This is a genomic window from Halospina denitrificans (assembly GCF_004364635.1).
Taxonomy (GTDB): Bacteria; Pseudomonadota; Gammaproteobacteria; order Pseudomonadales; family Oleiphilaceae; genus Halospina; species Halospina denitrificans.
This window is the reverse complement of sequence record NZ_SOAX01000006.1, coordinates 72,269-92,768: the sequence shown is the minus strand read 5'-3', so window position 1 is coordinate 92,768 and position 20,500 is coordinate 72,269. Positions and strand designations below refer to the sequence as shown.

Annotated in this window: 16 protein-coding genes; 5 read left to right on the top strand and 11 right to left on the bottom strand. The window is 60.6% G+C overall.

Annotation, left to right across the window (positions count from 1 at the left end; all coding sequences use genetic code 11):
* Positions 1–34 precede the first annotated feature (34 nt).
* Positions 35–1,579 (bottom strand): fatty acyl-CoA reductase, encoded by a 1,545-nt coding sequence (locus DES49_RS12415; RefSeq protein ID WP_133736746.1) that lies wholly within the window; start codon positions 1,577–1,579, stop codon positions 35–37.
* A gap of 97 nt (positions 1,580–1,676) precedes the next feature.
* Positions 1,677–2,939 (bottom strand): AAA family ATPase, encoded by a 1,263-nt coding sequence (locus tag DES49_RS12410; protein WP_133736745.1) that lies wholly within the window; start codon positions 2,937–2,939, stop codon positions 1,677–1,679.
* Positions 2,940–3,265: 326 nt separating this feature from the next.
* On the opposite strand from DES49_RS12410, the gene DES49_RS12405 reads away from it, so the two are divergent.
* The 3 genes from DES49_RS12405 to DES49_RS12395 all read left to right on the top strand — a co-directional run bounded on the left by DES49_RS12405 (position 3,266) and on the right by DES49_RS12395 (position 7,383).
* Complete coding sequence (locus DES49_RS12405) at positions 3,266–5,422, top strand: putative bifunctional diguanylate cyclase/phosphodiesterase (RefSeq protein ID WP_133736744.1); 2,157 nt, start codon at positions 3,266–3,268, stop codon at positions 5,420–5,422.
* 238 nt (positions 5,423–5,660) lie between these two features.
* On the top strand, positions 5,661–6,314 hold the full coding sequence (locus DES49_RS12400; protein WP_133736743.1) for a class I SAM-dependent methyltransferase: 654 nt from the start codon (positions 5,661–5,663) through the stop codon (positions 6,312–6,314).
* A gap of 61 nt (positions 6,315–6,375) precedes the next feature.
* Complete coding sequence (locus tag DES49_RS12395; RefSeq protein ID WP_133736742.1) at positions 6,376–7,383, top strand: DUF2156 domain-containing protein; 1,008 nt, start codon at positions 6,376–6,378, stop codon at positions 7,381–7,383.
* Here the strand turns inward: DES49_RS12395 and murI are convergent.
* The gene (gene murI / locus DES49_RS12390; protein WP_133736741.1) at positions 7,320–8,177 is read right to left on the bottom strand and encodes a glutamate racemase; all 858 of its coding nucleotides are present in this window, start codon (positions 8,175–8,177) and stop codon (positions 7,320–7,322) included. The two genes, DES49_RS12395 and murI, sit on opposite strands and share 64 nt — an antisense overlap.
* A complete protein-coding gene (gene nudC / locus DES49_RS12385) occupies positions 8,170–8,979 on the bottom strand; it encodes an NAD(+) diphosphatase (protein ID WP_133736740.1) in 810 nt (269 codons plus the stop codon). Before nudC ends, murI begins: the two co-directional genes overlap by 8 nt.
* Positions 8,980–9,108: 129 nt before the next feature.
* Between nudC and plsB the strand changes: the two genes are divergently transcribed.
* The gene (gene plsB / locus DES49_RS12380) at positions 9,109–11,595 is read left to right on the top strand and encodes a glycerol-3-phosphate 1-O-acyltransferase PlsB (protein ID WP_133736739.1); all 2,487 of its coding nucleotides are present in this window, start codon (positions 9,109–9,111) and stop codon (positions 11,593–11,595) included.
* A 12-nt stretch (positions 11,596–11,607) separates the two neighbouring features.
* On the opposite strand, the gene DES49_RS12375 is transcribed toward plsB, so the two are convergent.
* From DES49_RS12375 to ppc, 4 genes are all read right to left on the bottom strand, one after another.
* Positions 11,608–12,411 carry a class I SAM-dependent methyltransferase gene (locus DES49_RS12375; protein WP_133736738.1) on the bottom strand — a complete coding sequence of 268 codons (804 nt, stop codon included), beginning with the start codon at positions 12,409–12,411 and terminating at the stop codon, positions 11,608–11,610.
* Between the two features lie 81 nt (positions 12,412–12,492).
* The gene (gene tsaB, locus DES49_RS12370) at positions 12,493–13,191 is read right to left on the bottom strand and encodes a tRNA (adenosine(37)-N6)-threonylcarbamoyltransferase complex dimerization subunit type 1 TsaB (protein ID WP_133736737.1); all 699 of its coding nucleotides are present in this window, start codon (positions 13,189–13,191) and stop codon (positions 12,493–12,495) included.
* Positions 13,192–13,202: 11 nt separating this feature from the next.
* Positions 13,203–13,859 carry an adenylate kinase gene (gene adk / locus DES49_RS12365; protein WP_133736736.1) on the bottom strand — a complete coding sequence of 219 codons (657 nt, stop codon included), beginning with the start codon at positions 13,857–13,859 and terminating at the stop codon, positions 13,203–13,205.
* A 108-nt stretch (positions 13,860–13,967) separates the two neighbouring features.
* Positions 13,968–16,598, bottom strand: coding sequence for a phosphoenolpyruvate carboxylase (ppc, locus tag DES49_RS12360; RefSeq protein WP_133736735.1), 2,631 nt, complete (start codon positions 16,596–16,598; stop codon positions 13,968–13,970).
* A 107-nt stretch (positions 16,599–16,705) separates the two neighbouring features.
* On the opposite strand from ppc, the gene DES49_RS12355 reads away from it, so the two are divergent.
* Positions 16,706–16,918 carry a hypothetical protein gene (locus DES49_RS12355; protein WP_133736734.1) on the top strand — a complete coding sequence of 71 codons (213 nt, stop codon included), beginning with the start codon at positions 16,706–16,708 and terminating at the stop codon, positions 16,916–16,918.
* Between the two features lie 6 nt (positions 16,919–16,924).
* Here the strand turns inward: DES49_RS12355 and DES49_RS12350 are convergent, their stop codons facing one another.
* From DES49_RS12350 to relA, 3 genes are all read right to left on the bottom strand, one after another.
* The gene (locus DES49_RS12350; protein ID WP_133736733.1) at positions 16,925–17,263 is read right to left on the bottom strand and encodes a pilin assembly protein; all 339 of its coding nucleotides are present in this window, start codon (positions 17,261–17,263) and stop codon (positions 16,925–16,927) included.
* Between the two features lie 100 nt (positions 17,264–17,363).
* Complete coding sequence (gene mazG, locus DES49_RS12345; protein WP_133736732.1) at positions 17,364–18,239, bottom strand: nucleoside triphosphate pyrophosphohydrolase; 876 nt, start codon at positions 18,237–18,239, stop codon at positions 17,364–17,366.
* A 16-nt stretch (positions 18,240–18,255) separates the two neighbouring features.
* Positions 18,256–20,499 carry a GTP diphosphokinase gene (relA, locus tag DES49_RS12340; protein ID WP_133736731.1) on the bottom strand — a complete coding sequence of 748 codons (2,244 nt, stop codon included), beginning with the start codon at positions 20,497–20,499 and terminating at the stop codon, positions 18,256–18,258.
* Position 20,500 lies beyond the last annotated feature (1 nt).

Below are 20,500 nucleotides of genomic sequence, written 5' to 3'. Positions count from 1 at the left end.
AGGGTACTAGTACCTGTTATACCAAAGTATAAGCTCAGGCCACCTTGCGCTTTTTCGCAGCCGCGCGAAGCCGATAGAGCTTGCGCTCCTGCAGGGCATAACGATTCAGCCCGGCAAGGTGCACCTCCCTCAGGTAATGGCGCCAGCCAATACGCCGGGCATCCACGGGGAACAGCTTCTTGTCCTCCAGCCCCATACGGTCAGCCATCTCCACCAACCGCTCGTTGTGGAAGATGTAGTTCGGACAGGAGTAGAAGCCGAATATGGTCGCCAGCTTCATGGTCGTCTGGAAATTCTTTACTGTGCGCAGTTCCGCGTCCTGACCAAGGAGCTTCAGTCCCTTTTCCACTCCATTCAGTGGCAAGTGGACGCCGCGAGTCACGGTATTGAAGATACGCCGGTTGACGGCCACAAATGGCAGCGTCGGACGCTTGTAGAACAGATGCTCGTACGCCTGATGGTTTTCCTGTGCTTCCCTCTGGACGTGTTCGATAAACTCACCCAGCTTGAGGGGATTGCTGGAGCCGCTGCAGCACTGGTAAATCCGCTGCCGCCCCGGAGATTGAAGCTGCTCGGCCAGTGACAGAATCGCGCTGTTGGCAACCAGATCCGCGGGAATAACATCGATGACGGCCCTGGTTCTGCCCGGGAAGAACAACACCTGACCGCGGGCGTACCCCATGATGATGGCATCGGCGACTTTTACCCCCTCAACCCAGCCGGGAACAGGCTCCTCGAGCGTGCTCTCAATGATCGAGGGCCTGAGGATCGTCAGCGACCCGCCACGCAGGCTGCGCGCCAGCAGCTGCTCGCCAATCCACTTGGTCAGGGTATAGGTGTCGTTCCAGCCAAGACGGTTGGCTTCGCGGATACCCAGGTTGACCAGTTCATCCCGGAGCCGCTGGCCACTGAATCGGCTTTTGGTGTCCGCGATCCGGTCCTGGAGTGTCAGGATCAGATCCTCCACACGACAGGTGCCGTCCTCGTCCCGCTCGACAGTTCCCCTGGCGGGGGTCACCAGCTCCTCATGACGGTGGCCACTGTTATAGCCGTTGACGTAACAGGTGGAGACCTGAATCAGCGGTACATCGCCAGCCGCCTGCACCAGCTCGGTGATATTGCGAAGGCTCAGGGTGTTGATGGCCAGGGCTTTGTCCAGCTCTTCCCGAAAGTCGACGCTGGCGGCCACATTGATAACCGCATCGGTCTGTTCAGCGAGTTCCGTGAAACCCGATTGGGTGAGACCGAACAGGGGTTCCGTGAACTCGCCGGTGACACACGCCACCTTCTCCTCGAGAAAGCGGTCGAAATACTCGGGGTGATCCACCTTTAAATGATCAAAAACGGAGGCGCTCGCGACCTCATTCAGGAACCGGTCGCGGGCAGAGGCAAAGTGATGGTTGCCGCGGATAAGCAGGGTGACACCACCGATACCGGGCACCGAGCGCATCAGCTTCTCGAGGACAACCTTCCCCAGAAACCCGGTCGTACCTGTGACCAGGACCCGCCTGCCATGAAGCTGGCGAAGCGCATTGGAATGTGCTCCGGACGATCCCTCGTTCTTATTCAGGTCTGTCATATCCCCTCCGCTTGAGCAGAAACTGAACTCTCACACTATCATCCCTGATCGCTGGGAGGTATTAATGTGACTGTTTTCCAATTTCCGCCAACAGGCTTCAATCGTTCTCGCGGATACTGCTGAGCAGACGGTCCAGGGATGAGCCATTGCCTTTGCTTAAAGCCATTGCTTCCTCGGGAGTGGTCCCGCCGGGCGGAGCAACATACCGGGCAAGCTGATCGAAGTGGGCGGCTGCACTGCGGCGCACAGGATTACTCGCCGCATCCCAGTTCATCGCGGCAAGCCCCGTCTGCAGTGCCTCAACACGATCCTCGTCGATCTCCTCGCCGAGGGCTTCAAGCACCCCTGTGATCAGGCGATACTGGAGCAGGGGATCATCCCGGCTGCTGGAAAGACGCTCCCGAAAATGGTTCAACCACTCATTGATTGAGGCCTCGCTGGATGGCTGCCTTCCAGCGGCCTCCCCTGTCTGGCGGCGCTGGTGGCGACGGCGTACAAGCCGTGCCCAGTAGCGCGCAAAGCCATTGGCCGGCTGCACCCCCTGGGACCAGCGGACAGTAAGCATATCAGCAAGGGTCCAGAACTGACGGCAGGACGGGTCCTCCGGGGCCATCATGGCCACCGGCCGCTGTGTGGTGATGGACTGGGCAATAGTCTCGTCCCGCCAGATTGCCCCGAGATAGTGGAGCTGCACGCCGATGTAGCGTGACACCGCCGCGGAAAAACGACGGTATATCGTCTGGGCTTCAGTGGCACCCCGGGCCATGTTGACGATTACGCTGGGGGTGCGCCGATACCCCTTCCGGTGAAGCACCTTGACCAGCGAAAAGGCATCGGTCATCGAGGTGGGATCCGGTGTTACGACAATGGTGGCAAGGTGCGCCGCGGCCACCATGTGCAGAGCCTGGCTGGTGAGGCCGGCCGCTGTGTCAATAATGACCCGGTCGTACCGCCGTTCAAGATTGGCCAGGTTCTCCAGGAAGGTCTCGCGATCCTGACTCCCCATCTCCAGGCAGCCGGGAACCCCCGAAGCGCCAGGCAACAGATCCAGGTTTTCCGTCACCGGCAGGAGCACCTCATCCAGGGTGCGCTCGCCCAGCACAACATGCTCAAGCGTCATCCCCGGATACACACCCAGCATGACGTTCACGTTGGCCAGCTCGACATCGCCGTCAAGCAGCAGGGTCCGGTAGCCCTGCTTTGCCAGCACCAGCGCCAGATTAAGCGCAACCTGGGTTTTTCCCACACCGCCCTTGCCGCCGGTCACTGCCAGAGTCAGCGGGGCATGCTCGGTTCCACCCTGCTCTGCATTATTCCCGTGGCGGCTTACTGCGCTGGAATGATTCTTGTTTTGGCCCATATGACACCGCAGCTACTGCCAACCGCACTGGCAGCATTGTACGCCGATTGATCAACGGAGGACAGAACTGCATCACGAACTGATCAGTTGTTATTTCCGGTGATTCGATTCGTTTCCTTGAGTGGAAATTCAACTTGCTCAATCAAGCCTTTCATTTTGAAGAGGTCTGAATTACGCTTCGGAATAACAGATAAAGTGAGACGGGATTCAAAGTTTAAAGGGTTGCTCCTCGCCCTGATGTGTCAAACAACTAGAATACCTGTCTGAATCCATCCGGAGGCAGAATCCGGTTGTTGCCCCGGGCAACTGATAAACAATGTACTGCCATGAGCCTCGATAATAACGATAACAGTGGCACAACGTCCGCAGGCCAGGCATCCCTGCTGGTTGTTGATGATGATCAGGATGTGCTTGCCAGCATCACGCAACTGCTCCAGCATCACGGTCATCAAGCCGACATGGCCGCTACGGGCGAACAGGCGTGCCAGAAACTGCTAACGGGTCAGTATGGACTCGTGCTTCTGGATCTGCGCCTTCCCGACATGCATGGCCAGGACGTAATCACCTTCATGCATCACAGCGGCATCGACACGGCCGTGGTGGTTATCAGTGGCGACACGTCTTTCAAGTCCATCAGCCGTGCACTGCGTCGCGGCGCCTACGATTACCTGAGAAAACCCTACGACGCCGAGGAACTCACGGCGACCGTCGCCAGCGTCCTTGAAACCCGGAACCTCGAACAGTCCCACGAAGAGGCCCGGTCCCGGCTCCACCAGTCCGAGCAGCTGCACCGCTACATAGTCAACAGCTCCCCAGACATCGTCTTCATGCTGGATGGCTGGGGGCATTTCCAGTTCCTCAACAGTAAGGTGGAAAGCCTTCTGGGATACCGGCCGTCCGACCTTCAGGGCCGCCACATCCGGCACCTGATTGAGGACCAGGATCTGGGGCGTGCGGACTGGGCATTCCGGGATCCCTCAATTTCGGCCGAGAACCCGAGAACCATTGAACTTCGCCTCAAGTCCCGTGGCAGCGCCCGCGGCAACCGCCATTTTGAGGTAACGGCCTTTCCGGTCACCAAGGAGGCGGAAAACGGCATCCATATCCGCCAGATTTACGGTACCGCCCGTGATATCACCGAACGCAAGGAAGCGGAAGCCTTCATCAACTTCCAGGCTTACCATGACCTGCTGACCCGCCTCCCCAACCGGGCCCTGTTCAAGGATCGCCTGGGCCTGAGCATCTCCCAGGCCGAACGCAACCATCAGAAACTGGCGATAATGTTCATCGACCTGGACCGTTTCAAGGTCATTAATGACACCCTGGGCCATGCCATGGGGGACCGTCTGTTACAGGCCGTCACCCAGCGCCTGGAAGGCTGCCTTCGCCAGGGAGACACCCTGTCCCGTTTTGGCGGGGATGAGTTCACCCTGCTGCTGCCCGAAATCCATAACACCGAAGATGCCCGCACCATTGCCCGCAAACTGATGGACGCACTGAAAACGCCCTTCAAGCTGGGTGAACACGAGGTGTTCGTCGGTGTAAGCATTGGCATCTCCATGTATCCGGATTCGGGGTCGGGCCTTGAGGAGCTGGTCCAGCAGGCCGACGTCGCCATGTACCACGTCAAGGGGCGCGGCAAGGACGGGTACCAGTTCTTCAGCGAATCCATGAACGTCAACACAACCTATCGATTGGGCCTGGAACGGGACCTCCGAAGGGCGCTCCAGGCCGGCGAGCTTCGCGTGTTCTATCAACCCCAGGTCAACCTGCGAACGGGACTGTGCCGCGGTTTCGAGGCACTGGTACGCTGGCAGCACCCCACACGCGGGCTGCTTCACCCGGGCGAGTTCCTGCCCCTCGCGGAGGAGACCCGCCTTATTGGAGACCTGAGCGAGTGGGTGCTGGCAACGGCCTGTCGCGAGATGAGACCCTGGCTCAGGGATGCGGACGAGGACCTGCGCCTTTCCGTCAACTTCTCTCCCATGCAGGTTGAGCACCCCAGGTTCGTGGAGCTCCTGCTCCAGAAGCTGGACTACTATGACCTGCCTCCGGAAAAGCTTGAGATTGAGATCACAGAGAACATGATCATCAACGATCTTGAACCGATCAGCCGCAAGCTGGACCAGCTTTCGAGTTATGGCGTACGGGTTGCTATTGATGACTTCGGCACCGGTTACTCGTCCCTCAATTATCTGCACCGACTGCCCATTCATACCCTTAAGGTGGACCAGAGCTTTATCCGGGACATCCGCCACGGCGAGGAAGGCGCCTGCATCGTCAATGCCATTGTCGCCATGGCGCGCGGGCTCAAGCTCGACATCATCGCCGAGGGCGTGGAAACCCAGGGACAGCTGAGCTACCTGCGCGAGCTCGGGTGTGACAGTGTTCAGGGCTATTACTTCGGTGATGCCCGCCCGGTCGACTGGCTTGAACTGCCCTCCGCCAAGGCCCCCCTGGCCCGCTATTCAGGAGTAAGCTGACGGGTCCACCCTGCCCTCCCACCCAAACCGATTGTAGAACATTACCCTAACGTATTGTCTGACAATCATAATAATTTATTGATTAATTTTGGTTTTTTTGGCCATTCCGTTAACTCGCGCACCATAAAAATGCGGCCTGTTACACAGCAGTAACGCTTGCCCTTGTTTAGCATGGAATCACATTCGGAGACGCACCCATTCCTCCGACAGACCCAAAACAAGGCTGGCAGTACCGACCATGCAGGACAAATACAAGCACATCGGCCCGGTTTACGATTTTCTGAGCAATCTATACAGCGGCAAAAGCATTCAGGACTGTAAGACCGCAATGCTGGATGCCAACAACGTCAAACCCGGAGATCGTATCCTCATTGCGGGCGTTGGCCACGGACGGGATGCACTGCGGGCGGCACAGCTCGGCGCGGATGTAACCGTCGTCGACCTGTCGGAAACCATGCTCCGCAAGTTCCGCGAGCTGCTGGAATCGGAAGCGCCCGAACTCAGTGTTCGCACCATCCATGACGACATCATGAACATCGATGAACATGAGAGTTATGACATGGTGGTCGCCAATTTCTTCCTCAATGTCTTCGATGAACCAAGGATGGTCGAGGTACTCAGGCACCTGATCAGTCTCGGCAAGCCACGCGCCCAACTGGTCGTGGGCGATTTCATCTACCCCACGGGCAACATCCTGGCGCGACTCTTCAAGAAGGCCTACTGGTACACCGCGGTTTTCATCTTCTGGCTGTTCACCAACAACGCCTTCCACCAGGTCTACAACTACCCGGAGCATCTGGAGAACCTCGGCCTGGAAATTCGCGACAAGAAGCGTTTCTCACTGCTGAACATCAACTGTTACTGGTCAATTCTCGCCGAGAAGCGTGGTTAGAACGGAATAAAAAGAAGCATGAATCGCTGCCCATCGGGGCCGGCACAGGAGGAACAGAACCATGACACACCAGACCCTGACCCTTGATGGCATCCACGACCTCCCCGAAGGCCCCATGTCCTTTGCGGAACGCGTGGATCTGCTGAAGCAGCACGGTGGGCATTCGCAATCCTTTTCCACTCTGCAGCCGGGCATGCACTATTTCGACGTGCCGGGCGTTGGCTACATCGGCTACATGAAGAAGTGGGGCATGAACTTCGTGCTTTCCGACCCGGTGTGCGCCCCAGAGCATCGTGAATTCCTGATCTCACGTTTCGAGCGCAGCGTCTCCAATGTCTCCTACATCCAGGTATCACGCCCGGTTGTGGACATTCTCTCCAATCGCTTCGGTTACTACGGCACCCAGTTCGGCTCGGAAGCCCGGGTCGATCTCAGCAAGTGGTCGCTGAAGGGCAAGAAGAAGCAGGTGATCCGGACGGCGCTCAACCGCGCGGAAGAGGCGGGCATTACCGTTCAGGAACGTTTCAGTGATGACCACACCCGCGAGATTTCCGACGCCTGGATCAAGACCCGCAAGGTCAAAAGCAAGGAAATCCGCTTCCTGATCCGGCCAATGCACATGGAATACCGGGAAAACGAGCGCCATTTCTATGCCTATCAGGATGGCAAGGCGGTTGGCTTCATCTACTTTGACCCGATTTACTACAGAAACGAGATCGTCAGCTACGTGCCCAATATTTCCCGGGCCAATGCCAATTTCCGTCAGGGTATTTTCTATGCCGTGATGGCACACGCCATGGAAGTCTTCCAGGCCGAAGGCGTGCCCTATTTGGACCTGGGTCTGATCCCGCTGAGCCTCCATGACGAGAATGAGCCCCAGGAGAGCCGCATGCTCAAGGGACTTTGCCGGAAGGTCTATCAGCACGGCAACATGTTCTATAACTTCAAGGGGCTCGAGTTCACCAAGTCTCGGTTCCGGGGCGACGTTGAAAAGACATACTGCTGTCACCGCCCCGCTTTGCCGATGCTTGAGTTTCTCGCCATGTTCAAGCTGACTCGGCTGCTCTGACGCGGCATTTCAACGCCGTGCTCAGTGCCGGCACGGTCCATCCAGGCCTCCAGGCCTGATGGCGCCGCGCCGGTCAGCAAAAACGCCTCCATCGCGCTTCGCCCGCTTACGTGCGCGGTTCCCATATCACGGAGAAGCTGCTCCACCCGACGGGCAATAGCTCCTCCGGAATCCACCCAGGCAATGTCTCCAGGCATGGCCGCCATCAGGGACTCACGAATCAGTGGGAAGTGGGTACACCCCAGGACGACGGTATCAACGCCACCGCGAATGAACGGAGCCAGGATGGGCTCGACCCGGTGCCCGGCAACTGCTCCCGTCTCCAGACTGTCCTCCGCCAGTCGAACCAACTCGGAACTGCCCACACGGATGATCTCGCAGTCCGAGGCATAATCATCAATCAATCGCTGCAGGTAGGGTCGGTCTACCGTCGCTGGCGTCGCCAACAGCCCGATTCGACGGTTGCCGCTCATGGCAGCGGCAGGCTTGATCGCCGGCACAACGCCGACCACGGGCTGGCCAATCCGAGCCCTGAGTTCCGGGAGGACCACTGTGCTCGCCGTGTTGCAGGCAACCACGACAACATCACAGGGGTATTCCGCCAGGGTATGTTCCACAAGAGCCACACAGCGTTCAACCACTTCGCCCTCGGAACGGTCGCCATAGGGAAATCGGGCATTATCAGCGAGATACACGATGCCGAGGCCGGGTAAATGACGCCACAGAGAACGGGCGATGCTCAGCCCGCCCATGCCGCTGTCAAACAGCAGGATACGCGGACGACCCTCAGGCATCCGACTCCCCCCCGGCCACCAGGCGGATCAACCGCCCGGCAATGGTCCAGTCGCCGGGCACCCGCGGCAACGCATCACGATGGAACCAATCCAGCCCGGCCAGTTCATCCTCGGCACGCTGCAGTTCCCCACCGGCAAAATCGGCCACATAACCCAGCATCAACTGATGCGGGAAAGGCCAGCTTTCCGAGCCCTGATAACGGACATTCGTTACCGCAATCCCGGTTTCCTCCGCCACTTCCCTCGCCACCGCCTGTTCTGCCGATTCCCCGGGTTCGATGAAGCCGGCAATCAGAGACCAGAGGTCCGGTGGGTGTCGGTGACTCCGCCCCAGAAGCAGCCAGTCCCCGTTTCGTATGGCAATGATGATACAGGGAGACAAGCGCGGATAATGTCGGCGCTCGCAATGGGCGCAATACAGCGCGTACTCGCCTTCATGCCACCTGGTTTGCCGGCCACAGCGGCCACAGAAACGGTGATCCCAGACCCACTGGAGTCGTTGCTTTGCCGCCCCCAGCGCCGCGCGTTCCGCCGCATCGGTTTCACCGAAAAGCGACCGCAGCGACAGGGCATCCTCGCGCTCATCGCCAACGCGGGCAGCCAGAACCCGGCGTTCACCAATCCGTCCCACCGGCAGCAGTTCCGGAGGCGGGACAATCCCGGCAAACCCCTCACGGGGCCACCAGATACCGCCATCGGGGCTGGGACAGAGGTTGAAGGCGTCATCGAACAGAAGGATACGGTCATGCTCGGCTGGCGCCTCTGGTAACGGTTCCGCTACAAATTCCGTGATTTCACTCATGCACGAACTATAATCCCACCCCGAAGACCCCACAAGGCAGGAGCCGCTTTATACTTTGCCCCGACTTCGCGAGCAAGTAGACTTGGCCTGCTGTAAGCTGCACTCAACACCAACGACTCGGGAGCTGGAATGCGTTCCTTGACGGGATTGACGAGCCTCCTATTAACTCTGCTGCGCAAATTTCTTTACCTGTGGGTCCGCAGCAAAGTGGTCGGCGCCAGCCGCGACCAGCTCGACCTGGATCCGGAAAAGCCGGTCTGCTACGTCATCCAGCACAATTCCCTTTCCAGCCGCCTGGTTCTGGAGCAGGAACTGAGGCGGGCCGGCCTGCCATCAGCAGAGCAGCGACTGAGTGTCCCGGGAGGCCCGCGTCGGTCTTTCTTTTTCCTCTATTACCGCCGCGTACGAATCAGGCGGCGGCGGCAACCGCCGACCATGACGCCTCGTCTCAGGGAGCTTGTAAACCTGAGCGTCAACGAACCCTCGCTGGATGTCCAGATCGTGCCGGTCTCGCTCTTCTGGGGACGTTCCCCGGACAAGGAGCGCTCGCTGCTTAAGATCATCCTGGCCGACAGCTGGTCGGTCACCGGGCCGCTGCAGAAGTTTTTCACCATCCTGATCCACGGCCGAAACCTCTTCGTCCAGTTCAGCCGGCCGTTCTCGCTGAAAGACGCCATTGCCGAATCCCCCAACGAAGAGCTGGCCCAGCGCAAACTCGCGCGCGTTCTGCGGGTCCACTTCCGTCGCGTCCGTCAGGCCGTCATCGGACCGGACCTGTCCCACAGGCGGACCCTGGTTAACTCCCTGGTGCGCAGCCAGCCGGTCAAAAAGGCTATCCGTGAAACCGCGGAGCACGAAAACATCCCCCGGCTCAAAGCCCGGGACCGGGCGCTGAAATATGCCCACGAGATTGCCTCCAACTTTTCCATGGCGACCATCCGCTTTCTGGAGGTGGTACTCAGCTGGCTCTGGAACCGTCTCTATGACGGGATCCGGATCAACAACATCGAAACCGCCCAGGAAGCGGCCCAGGACAATGCCGTTGTCTATGTGCCCAGTCACCGCTCGCACATTGATTACCTGCTGTTGTCCTATGTTCTCTACAAGAACGGTCTGATGCCACCGCACATCGCTGCTGGCATCAACCTGAACATGCCGATCATCGGCCCCCTGCTGAGACGCGGCGGCGCCTTTTTCATGCGCCGCAGCTTTCGGGATAACCCGCTCTATTCGGCGGTGTTCAATGAATACATGCACGTGATGTTCACCCGGGGTTTCTCGGTTGAATATTTCGTCGAGGGCGGGCGCAGCCGTACCGGCCGGACCCTGCAGCCACGGCCCGGCATGCTCTCGATGACGGTTCGCAGTTTCCTGCGCGATCCGCGCAAGCCCATTGTGTTCGTCCCCGTCTACTTCGGCTATGAAAAGGTCCTGGAAGGGGGATCCTATCTGGGCGAGCTCCAGGGCACCCGCAAGAAAAAGGAAGGGCTGCTCGGCCTGGTGCGCTCGGTACGGAACCTGAAGCGCTCCTTTGGCCAGGTCTCGGTGAACTTCGGGCAGCCCATCCAGCTCGCAGAGGTGCTCGACGAGCAGAGACCGGGCTGGCGCACCGAGAGCTATGATGAAGACTACAGGCCCGAGTGGCTCCCCTCGGTGGTCAATGATCTCGCCAGGCAGACGGTCACACGCATCAACGAGGCCGCCGCGCTCAATCCGGTGAACCTGCTGGCCACCGTCATGCTCGCCACCGAGCGGCTGGCCATGGACGAACGCCTGCTGGCCCAGCTGATGGAGGATCTGTGCAACCTTCTCCGCCAACAGCCCTACAGCGACCGGATGACCTTCCCGGAAGGAAGCGGAGCGGACTGGATTGCCTATAACGAGAAGATGGGCCTGATTGTCCGCCGTCGCCAGAGGCTGGGCGACATCATCATGCTGGAGGGGCGCCATGCGGTGCTGATGACCTACTACCGGAACAACGTGCAGCATCTTTTTGCGATTCCGGCACTGATCGCGAGCCTGTTCGAGAACAACAGTTCCCTGGAACGCGAACGCCTGATTTTCCTGGCCCGCTCCATCTATCCCTACATACGGTCGGAACTCTTCCTGCGGTGGGACCCGGCCTCCATCGACGGGATACTCAATGACTGGATTGACCGCCTGGTGGATGAAGGGCTTCTGGTGGCCGAGGGCAACCTCCTTTACCGGCCCGCGCCCGGCACCGCGGACGTGGTCCGCCTGAGCATCCTCTCTCACGGGATCATCCAGACGCTGCAGCGCTACTACCTGAGCATCGCGATCCTCAGGAAGTTCGGGTCCAACGCGATTACCGCCGAGGAGCTGGAGGAGCAGTCCACACTGCTGGCGGAACGCGTGTCCGTGCTGTTTGGCCTGAATGCGCCGGAATTTTTCGACAAGACCCTGTTCCGGAACTTCATCGCCAACCTACAGGCGAACGGCATTCTCAAGACCGATGACGAAGGCCGTCTCTCCTACCGTTCAGGACTGGAGGAAGTCGCGGAGGAGGCCCGACTTGTGCTGAGTTCGGAGCTTCGCCAGTCCATCCTGCAGGTAACCAACGTCAGCGTACCGGTACCGGAACAGTCCGAACAGTAGCCATCGAACCGGTCAGGGCAGCGCCCGCCGGCTGTAGATGTCAAACCGGCTGCTGCGTCCGACCACGGATGAGGCCGGTGATGGGCCGGGGAGTGCCTCGGCCTTGCGTGGACGCTTGACCACGACCCGGTGGCCCGCGGCGGCAAGGGCCGCCTCAAGCAGCTCACCCGCGTCGGCGTCGTCACCCACCAGATCCCGACAGATCCGCATTTCCTTGCGGACCTCGGCGGACTGGCGTCGCTCCGGGAACATGGGATCGAGATAGACCACGTCCGCCGCCTCCGGATGATCCCGCAGCCAGTTCACCGCGTTGTCACCCAGCAGCCTCATGCGCTCAAGCACCGGCGCAAGTTCCGGATCACCCGCAGCGCGTCGCATGCCATCCGCCAGCAGTTCCGCCATCACGGCGGAACGCTCCAGCATGGTCACATGGCAGCCGTGGCTGGCCAGGACCAGGGCATCCTCCCCCAGCCCGGCGGTCGCATCAATCACCGTGAGTGGTCTTGTGGCACGGGCAGCGCCCACGGCCTTGACCACCAGTTCGCCGCCGCCCTGGCGACGGCGATGGGCGTTTTTGCCGCTGGCCCAGTCAACCATAACCGGGCCAGGCGCCTTCTTCCCGGTTTTCTGGAGATAGAGGCCGTCAAAGCCGAATACCAGCAGCACCGCGGCGTTATCATGACGACGCGGCTCCGGTACAGCATAGGGCAGAAGATTCACCCCAAGCCTGTTGGCCAGGGCTTCGGCATAGGGCATCAGAACCTTATCAATGGCGGCAACCGAGAGGGGAATGTCGCCGGAAACACGGCCGGTCATTGGAACACTGCCCCTTACGCGGGTTGGTTGTCAGGGTATCTGTTAACACCGTCCAGTATAGCCGGTTCAGTAACCGACCCGCTAACGGCCCGGCGTCTTCTGCCATCCCACATCATCGCGGATGTAGGAAGGCTGCACGGCCGCCGCATCAACGGTATTCCCGCGCGCCAGCTCCGGAAGCGCGAGTCTTGCCACATCAGCCGCATCAGGCATGGCATCCGCGTCAATCGACGTCATCGCCGACATCAGCGCCTCGGGAATAGCCTCATGGTACTGCCAGCCGGTTCCGACGCCGACCCAGGAATCATGGTCAGCCACTGAAGGCAGAGAGAGGTCGCCGGGGAGCAGAAGGCAGTCATCAACGAGCACCTGCAGGGTCCGGTCGGCAGAAACGCGGTAACAGCTCCAGTAGACCTCACCCATGCGCGCGTCCAGCGCGGACGCCACGGGCACAGAGCCACTGCCGGGACTGACCGAGAGGGCCATCGCCGCCAGCGAGGAAACCGGAACAACCGGGCAATCCAGCCCCCAGGCAATGCCCTGGACAAACCCGGCAGTGATCCGAAGCCCCGTAAAGGACCCCGGCCCACGACCGTAAGCAAGACCATCCAGGTCATTGAGAGACAGGCCGGCTCGAGCCAGGAGACGATTCATCATGGGCTCGAGCAGGCGGGTATGGGAGCGCGGCTCGTCACTGTGTTCGACGATGACCTCACCATCAACAGCCAGCGCCACCGACCCCCGCTGGGCGGAGGTATCAACTGCGAGCAATCGCGCCATCAGAGGATTACTCAGCCACGCAGGGCGGCCATGATCCGGTCGCGGATCTCCTCCGTGGAGCCGACGCCCTCAACGCGCACATAGTGCGGCGCATTTTCGGGATCCTTGGCTTCAAAATCCTGATAGAACCTGACCAGCGGCTCCGTCTCCTTGTGATAGACGTTGAGGCGGTTCCGAACGGTTTCTTCCTTATCGTCCTCGCGCTGAACCAGGGGCTCCCCGGTCACGTCATCCTTCCCGGGCTCTTTGGGCGGCATGTGGGTAACGTGATAGACACGGCCGCTGGGTTCGTGGATCCGGCGACCGGACAGGCGCTCAACGATTTCCTCATCGTCCACGGCAATCTCAACCACATAGTCAATCTTGACGCCCTCGTCGCGCAGGGACTGGGCCTGGGGGATGGTGCGGGGGACGCCGTCCAGAAGGTAGCCGTTCCTGCAGTCATCCTCGGCCACCCGGTCCCTGAGCATGCCGATGATGATATCGTCGGACACCAGGCCACCGGAGGCCATCACCTCTTCCGCTTTCTTACCCAGAGGCGTGCCGGCCTTGACCTGAGCGCGCAGCATGTCACCGGTGGAAATCTGGGGAATATCAAAGGCTTCCGTGATATAGGCGGCCTGGGTTCCTTTCCCCGCTCCTGGTGCACCGAGCAGAATAATTCGCATAGCTGTTCGCTCCCCTTGGCTTGCTGGCCCCTCTGGGGCCGGTCGTTGCGGATTGGAACTGCTCATTATACGTAGCAAGCCGGGTGTGGCAAATCAGGTGTCCAGGCGTCATCCAGTGTTGCGCATACCCGCCGCAATGCCAGCCATCGTCACTTTCAGGGCCTTTTCCACGTTCTCCGGTACGCGGCCCGCGGCCTCGCGGTCCCGATGGAGCAGCTCCGCCTGCAGGTAATGAAGTGGATCGGTGTAGGTGTTGCGGACCTTCATGGAATGCGCAAAACCCGGCTGGTCCTCGAGGAGTTCGGTCTGCCCTTTGAGGCGTTTCACCGCCTCCACGCAGGCTGACAGGCGTTCACGCAGGTTTTCCCCCAATGGCCGCAGTTCGGGTTCGACCATCTTCTGCTCATAATAGTGAACAATCCGCAGATCCGCCTTGGCCAGCACCATTTCCAGCATATCGACATGGGTCCGGAAGAAGGGCCAGTGCCGGATCATCTCCTTGAGCTGGTCCTCATGACCAGCCTTCAGTGCATTACCAAGCGCTTCATCACTGCCGAGCCAGGCCGGGAGCATGAGGCGCATCTGGGTCCAGGCGAAAATCCAGGGGATGGCCCGCAGACTCTCAACACCGCCGGTGGGCTTGCGCCTTGCGGGACGACTGCCGAGGGCCAGTTTTCCCAGCTCCTGTTCGGGCGTTGCCTGGCGGAAATAGGTCACGAATTCCGGCGTATCACGGACCAGGGCCCGATAGGACTGGACGGCCTCCTGCGTAAGGTGATCCATGGTCTCGCGCCACTCCGGAGCAGGATCCGGTGCCGGCGCTACAGAAGCTTCCAGAACAGCACTGGTGTATAGAGTAAGGCTCTGGTGGGCAATCCGGGGAAGCCCGAACTTGAAGCGGATCATCTCGCCCTGCTCCGTCACCCTCAGACTGCCATTCACCGAACCCGGGGGCTGGGACAGGATAGCCTGGTTGGCGGGTCCACCGCCTCGCCCCACAGTGCCGCCCCGACCGTGGAACAGCGTCAGATGAACGCCGTAGCGCCGCGCCACGTCGGTCAGCTGCTCCTGAGCCTGGTACTGGGCCCAGGCGGCCATCATCTGGCCAGCGTCCTTGGCGGAATCGGAATAGCCGATCATCACCTCCTGCTGACCCCCGGTGTACTGGCGATACCAGTCGAGCTCAAGAAGCGACGTCAGTGCCTGCGGGGCATACTCCAGATCTTTCAGTGTTTCAAACAGCGGTACGATCCGCATGTTATGGCTCATGCCGCACTCGCGCAGCAGCAGGATGACACTCAGTACGTCCGAGGGCTGGGCCGCCATGGAAATCACATAGGATCCCAGGGCTTCCGGCGTCTGACGGGCGATGACCGAGCAGGTATCCAGCACCTCGCGGGTCTCCGGGGACGGCTCCCAGTGTCTCGGGACCAGCGGGCGCGCGCCCTCCAGTTCCTTGATCAGGAACGCCTGACGATCCGCCTCGGACCAGCTCTCGTAGTCGCCCATCCCCAGGTGCTTCAGTATTTCGGCAATGGCCTGGGTATGGCGGCTGGCCTCCTGGCGGATATCCAGGCGGATCAGTTCGAGCCCAAAGCAATAGGCCCGGCGCAGGGTGTCCCGGAGCGGGCCTTCCGCAACGCTTTCCATACCACAGGCCCGGAGGGAGTCGTAACACAGCTGCAGCGGCTCAATAAGGTCCGCGGAATTGAGCAACACCCGGTCATCGGGTGCAACATTGTGGCGCACGGCCTCTTCCGCCCAGTCCCGGGTCGCACTGAGACGATCACGCAACTCCGAAAGCAGCGCCCGATAGGGTTCCCTGTGCCCGCCAACACGCTCCTGGAGCTCAGGCGTCGCCTCCCACATGGACAGCTCCGCCCGCAGCCGCTGCAGGTCCCGGAGAAACAGATCCGCAGCCATCCAACGGCTCAACAGCAGAACTTCCCGGGTCACCTCCGACGTGACGTTGGGGTTGCCATCCCGGTCGCCGCCCATCCAGGAGGCAATGCGTATGGGGTTGGCGGACAGGGGGAGCCGCTCTCCGGTCTCCTCCCACAGGGCCCCATCCAGTTGGTTCAGGAAATCCGGCAGCGCTTCCCAGAGGCTGTTTTCGATCACAGCAAAGCCCCAGCGGGCTTCATCCACGGCAGTCGGACGTTCATGGCGGATCTCGTCCGTGTTCCAGGCCTGGGTAATCAGCTGGCGCAGCCTTGCCGTTTCGGCTTCGAGCTCTTCATCCAGAAGGTCGTCACGGTCCAGACGCTCCAGGCAGGCGGACATCTCGTCGTATTTCATGATGAGGGTGCGTCGGGCCACCTCGGTCGGATGGGCCGTCAACACGAATTCGAGGCGCATGTCGCGGATGCATTCATGCAGACGCTCCGGGCTTACACCCTGACGGGCCAGGCGCGCCAGGGTCTGGCGTACGGGTTCCACCGTGGTCTCCTCATCCCTGTGACGACGTATGCCATGGTACTGCTCCGCCAGGTTGGCAAGGTTGAGGAACTGGTTGAAAGCACGGGTCACCGGCACAAGCTGGTCATCCGTGAGGCTGCTGAGAAGCTCACCAAGGCGCTGCCCCGAGCCGCTTTCCTGCATACGGTCGGACTTGGCCGCCTGACGTACTTCCTCCACCCGTTCAAACCATTCGGGGCCGGGTTTCTCGCGGATGCAATCGCCGAGGATCTCGCCCAACAGGCGCACATTTTCTCGCAACGCGGGATGGAGCTCTGTCATGAAGGTCGGTTCCCTGTATCCGGTCAACAATAGTGGCGGGCCGTGCTACGCTATGAGCAAGCCTCAGGGTGCAGTATGCCCCATCATGACCGGAGAGACGCAAGACCATGAAAATCGCCGACCTGCCCAATCAATGGGAAACCGGAAAATCCTGCGACGAAGAACGCAAACACGAGTACGAGATGACGGTGACGCTTGAGGATGCAGCCCGGCTCAGAGCGTTGGCGGAGCTCTACCCGGACTATTCTGAGGAGGAGTTGCTGAGCGACCTGCTCAATGCCGCCCTCTCGGATCTCCCGGACCCGGGGAGCAAGCGCTGAGGGTGGCTAGGCCACCCGGGACCCGTTCTTGAGTTCCTTCATGTACTTCTTGGAGAGATCCAGGAACCGCGGGGTGAGGCCGGCATCCTCATAGATCTCGAAGCCATCCTCATCCCGCGCCACAACACGGGTTCCCTCGCGGTAGGGAAAGCAGGCTTCCAGCTCGGTCAGCGCCGCGCACATGAGGTCGCGCAGCAGGTCCTCCCGGGACTTCAGCGGATATTGACGCGCCAGGGCATCCAGGGCCTCCTGGTCCCCATCCGAGATACGGACCTTCATACGATCACTCGCCAAACGACCTCGGGCGTGCTGATCCCAGTAATTGACAAGATTCTTAAGCCGCATGACTGCCTCCGTAGATACCTGACTTCTATCCCCTACTGTAGTTGATTGGGGTCAACAGCGTGAGGGGCCCAAGGTAACGGATTGTACGTATGCGAAGGCGTCAGGCGTCTTCCGGAGTATCGGCGTCGGACCGCTGCTTGGCGTCCTGCCAGAAAAGCTCCAGCTGCTCGACCGGCTGACCGGCGAGTTCCACGCCCTCTTCCGCCAGCATGGTTTCCATGCGGCGGAAGCGTCTCTCAAACTTGCGGTTGGAGCGGCGCAGCGCCTGCTCGGCATCCACACCAAGGAAACGGCTGAGGTTGACCGCCACGAAGAGCAGGTCCCCCAGCTCGTCTTCCACGGCATCGGTATCCGTTTCATCCTTCATGGCCGAGTAGGCGGCCCGGAGTTCCCGGCTCTCCTCCGCCAGCTTTTCAAAGACCATGCCCGTATCCGGCCAGTCAAAGCCCACCTTCGCGGCCCGCTTCTGGAGCTTGGCCGCTTTCTGGAAGGCGGGCAGTCCGGGCGTGATGTCATCAAGCTGACTCGCGGGCGCGTCATCGGCACCCCCAGGTTCCTCCCCGCGCGCTTTCGCTTCCTCGGCCTTGATCCGGTCCCAGTTCACGAGCACATCGGAGTCCGTCATGCCATCGACGGACGCAGGCCGGCTCTCCAGAGTCCCGTCCGGAAAGATGTGCGGATGGCGGCGTATCAGCTTGCGGGTAACCTGATCGACCACGGCATCGAAGTCAAAGCGCCCCTCTTCCTTGCCCAGCCTCGCGTAGAACACCACCTGGAACAGCAGGTCTCCGAGCTCATCGGGAAGATGTGCCAGGTCACCGCGCTCAATGGCGTCGGCCACCTCATAGGTTTCCTCGACCGTATGCGGCACAATGCTGCGATAGTCCTGCTTCAGGTCCCAGGGACAGCCGGTTTCCGGGTCCCTGAGACGATCCATAAGCTCAAGCAGGTCCTGCACATCATACTGGCTGCTCATCGGTTACTCCCACAGTTCAACTGTCACGCCGACGATGCACATCCATCACGTTGCTCAGCTGACGGATTTTGGCCAGCAGCTGTGACAGTTGCTCAATGTTGCTGATCTCCACCGTCAGGGCAATGGTGGCGGTGTGTGAATCCACGTCCGACTGGGTCTGCAGGGACAGGACATTGGTCTTGCGGTTGGCCAGGACTGAGGTGATATCCCGCAGCAGCCCCTCCCTGTCATAGGCCTGGATCTCGATATCAACGGGATAGCGGGCCTCGGCATCCTCACCCCAGTCCACCTCAATGATCCGATTGGCCTCCTGTTCGCGCAGCTGCAGGAGGTTCATGCAGTCATCCCGGTGGATGGTGACGCCCCGCCCGACGGTGATATAACCCACGATGGGGTCGCCGGGAACCGGGGCGCAGCAGCGGGCAATGTTGGTCTTGAGGTTGCCCACACCCTGGATCCGGACGTCCGGGTCTCCCCGACTTTCCGAGCGCCCCCGCAGCCGCGGCAGTCGGAGATCCAGTTGCCGATCACGCGGTTCAAGGATTTCCTGGGCAACATTCACCACCTGGACAGGCTTGAGATCCCCCGCTCCAACAGCAGCAAACATATCATCGGCGGACTGGTAGTTCACCTTGCGCGCGAGATCGTCCAGATCCAGGTCCCGCAGGGACAGGCGCCCCAGCTCGTCCTCCAGCACCAGGCGCCCATCCGAAATGTTCTGCCCCCGGTCCTGCATCTTGAACCAGTGCGTGACCTTGGCCCGGGCGCGGGACGTCTGGATATAGCCCAGTCCCGGATTCAGCCAGTCGCGGCTCGGGGCGGCTTCGGTGGTGGTGAGGATATTCACCTGATCGCCAGTGCGCAGTTGATAGGTCAACGGCACAATACGCCCATTGACCTTGGCGCCCCGGCACTTGTGGCCAACTTCCGTATGGATCTTGTAGGCGAAATCCACGGGCGTGGCTCCGCGCGGCATATCCACCACATGCCCCTCGGGCGTGAACACATAGATGCGCTCACTGCCCACATCACTGCGCAGCTGATCCACCAGTCCCGAAACATCACCCAGCTCCTCCTGCCACTCGATGACCTGGCGCAGCCAGTTGATCTTGGCCTCGTAACCCGCCTCGGAGCGGTTTGTATCCGTCCCCTTATAGCGCCAGTGGGCACAGACGCCAAGCTCCGCATCCTCGTGCATGCTGTGGGTCCGGATCTGCACTTCCATGGTCTTGCCCTCGGGCCCGACAACAGCCGTATGCAGCGACTGGTAACCATTTTCCTTGGGGTTGGCAATATAGTCATCAAACTCGTGCGGAATATGGCGCCAGAGCCCGTGAACAACCCCGATGGCCGCATAGCAGTCCCGCACCTCCGGAACCAGGACCCGCAAGGCACGGATATCGTAGACCTCGGAGAAATCGATCCCCTTGCGCCGCATCTTCCGCCAGATGCTGTAGATGTGCTTGGCACGACCGGCCACATCCGCCTCGATGCCCGCGTTGCCCAATTCGGTCTGGAGCGTCGACGCGACACGCTTGACGTAGGCATCCCGGTCCAGGCGTTTTTCGTCGAGGAGCTTGGCGATCTTCTTATAGGCAGACTCGTGCAGGTAACGAAAGGACAGGTCCTCCAGTTCCCACTTGATATGACCAATGCCCAGCCGGTGCGCCAGGGGCGCGTAGATATCGAACACTTCCCGCGCAACGCGCAGCCGCTTTTCGGGAGGCGCGTCCTTGACCGCCCGAATGGCACAGGTGCGCTCGGCAAGCTTGATCAGCGCCACCCGCACATCGTCCACCATGGTGACCAGCATCCGGCGGACATTATCAAGCTGGCCCTGGCTCTGACCGAGTACGTTGCCCTTGAGCGGCGTATGGAGTGTGGAAATGGATGCCATCCTGAGAACGCCGTCAATCAGGCCGGACACGGCCGAACCGAAGTCCGCTTCCACCTCGGACAGCATCATCCGCTCCTCGCGCACAGCCCGGTAGAGAACTGCGGCGACGAGGGTCTCCTGGTCCAGACGCAGCTCTGTCAGGATCTGCGCCATTTCCAGTCCGGTTTCAAAGCTGCTGGCGCCCGGCGCCCAGAGCCGGTCCTCGTGAGCGGCCTTCTGGTCAATGGCGAGGCTGCGCTCACAGGCACGGATCAGCTGCCCCGGATCCTCCAGAGGCTGCTGCGAGCCGATATGGTCCACCCAGGCGGCGACATCGATGCGGCCATCGTCGGTAGCCGCGTAACTTTCACGAACCTTGACCATG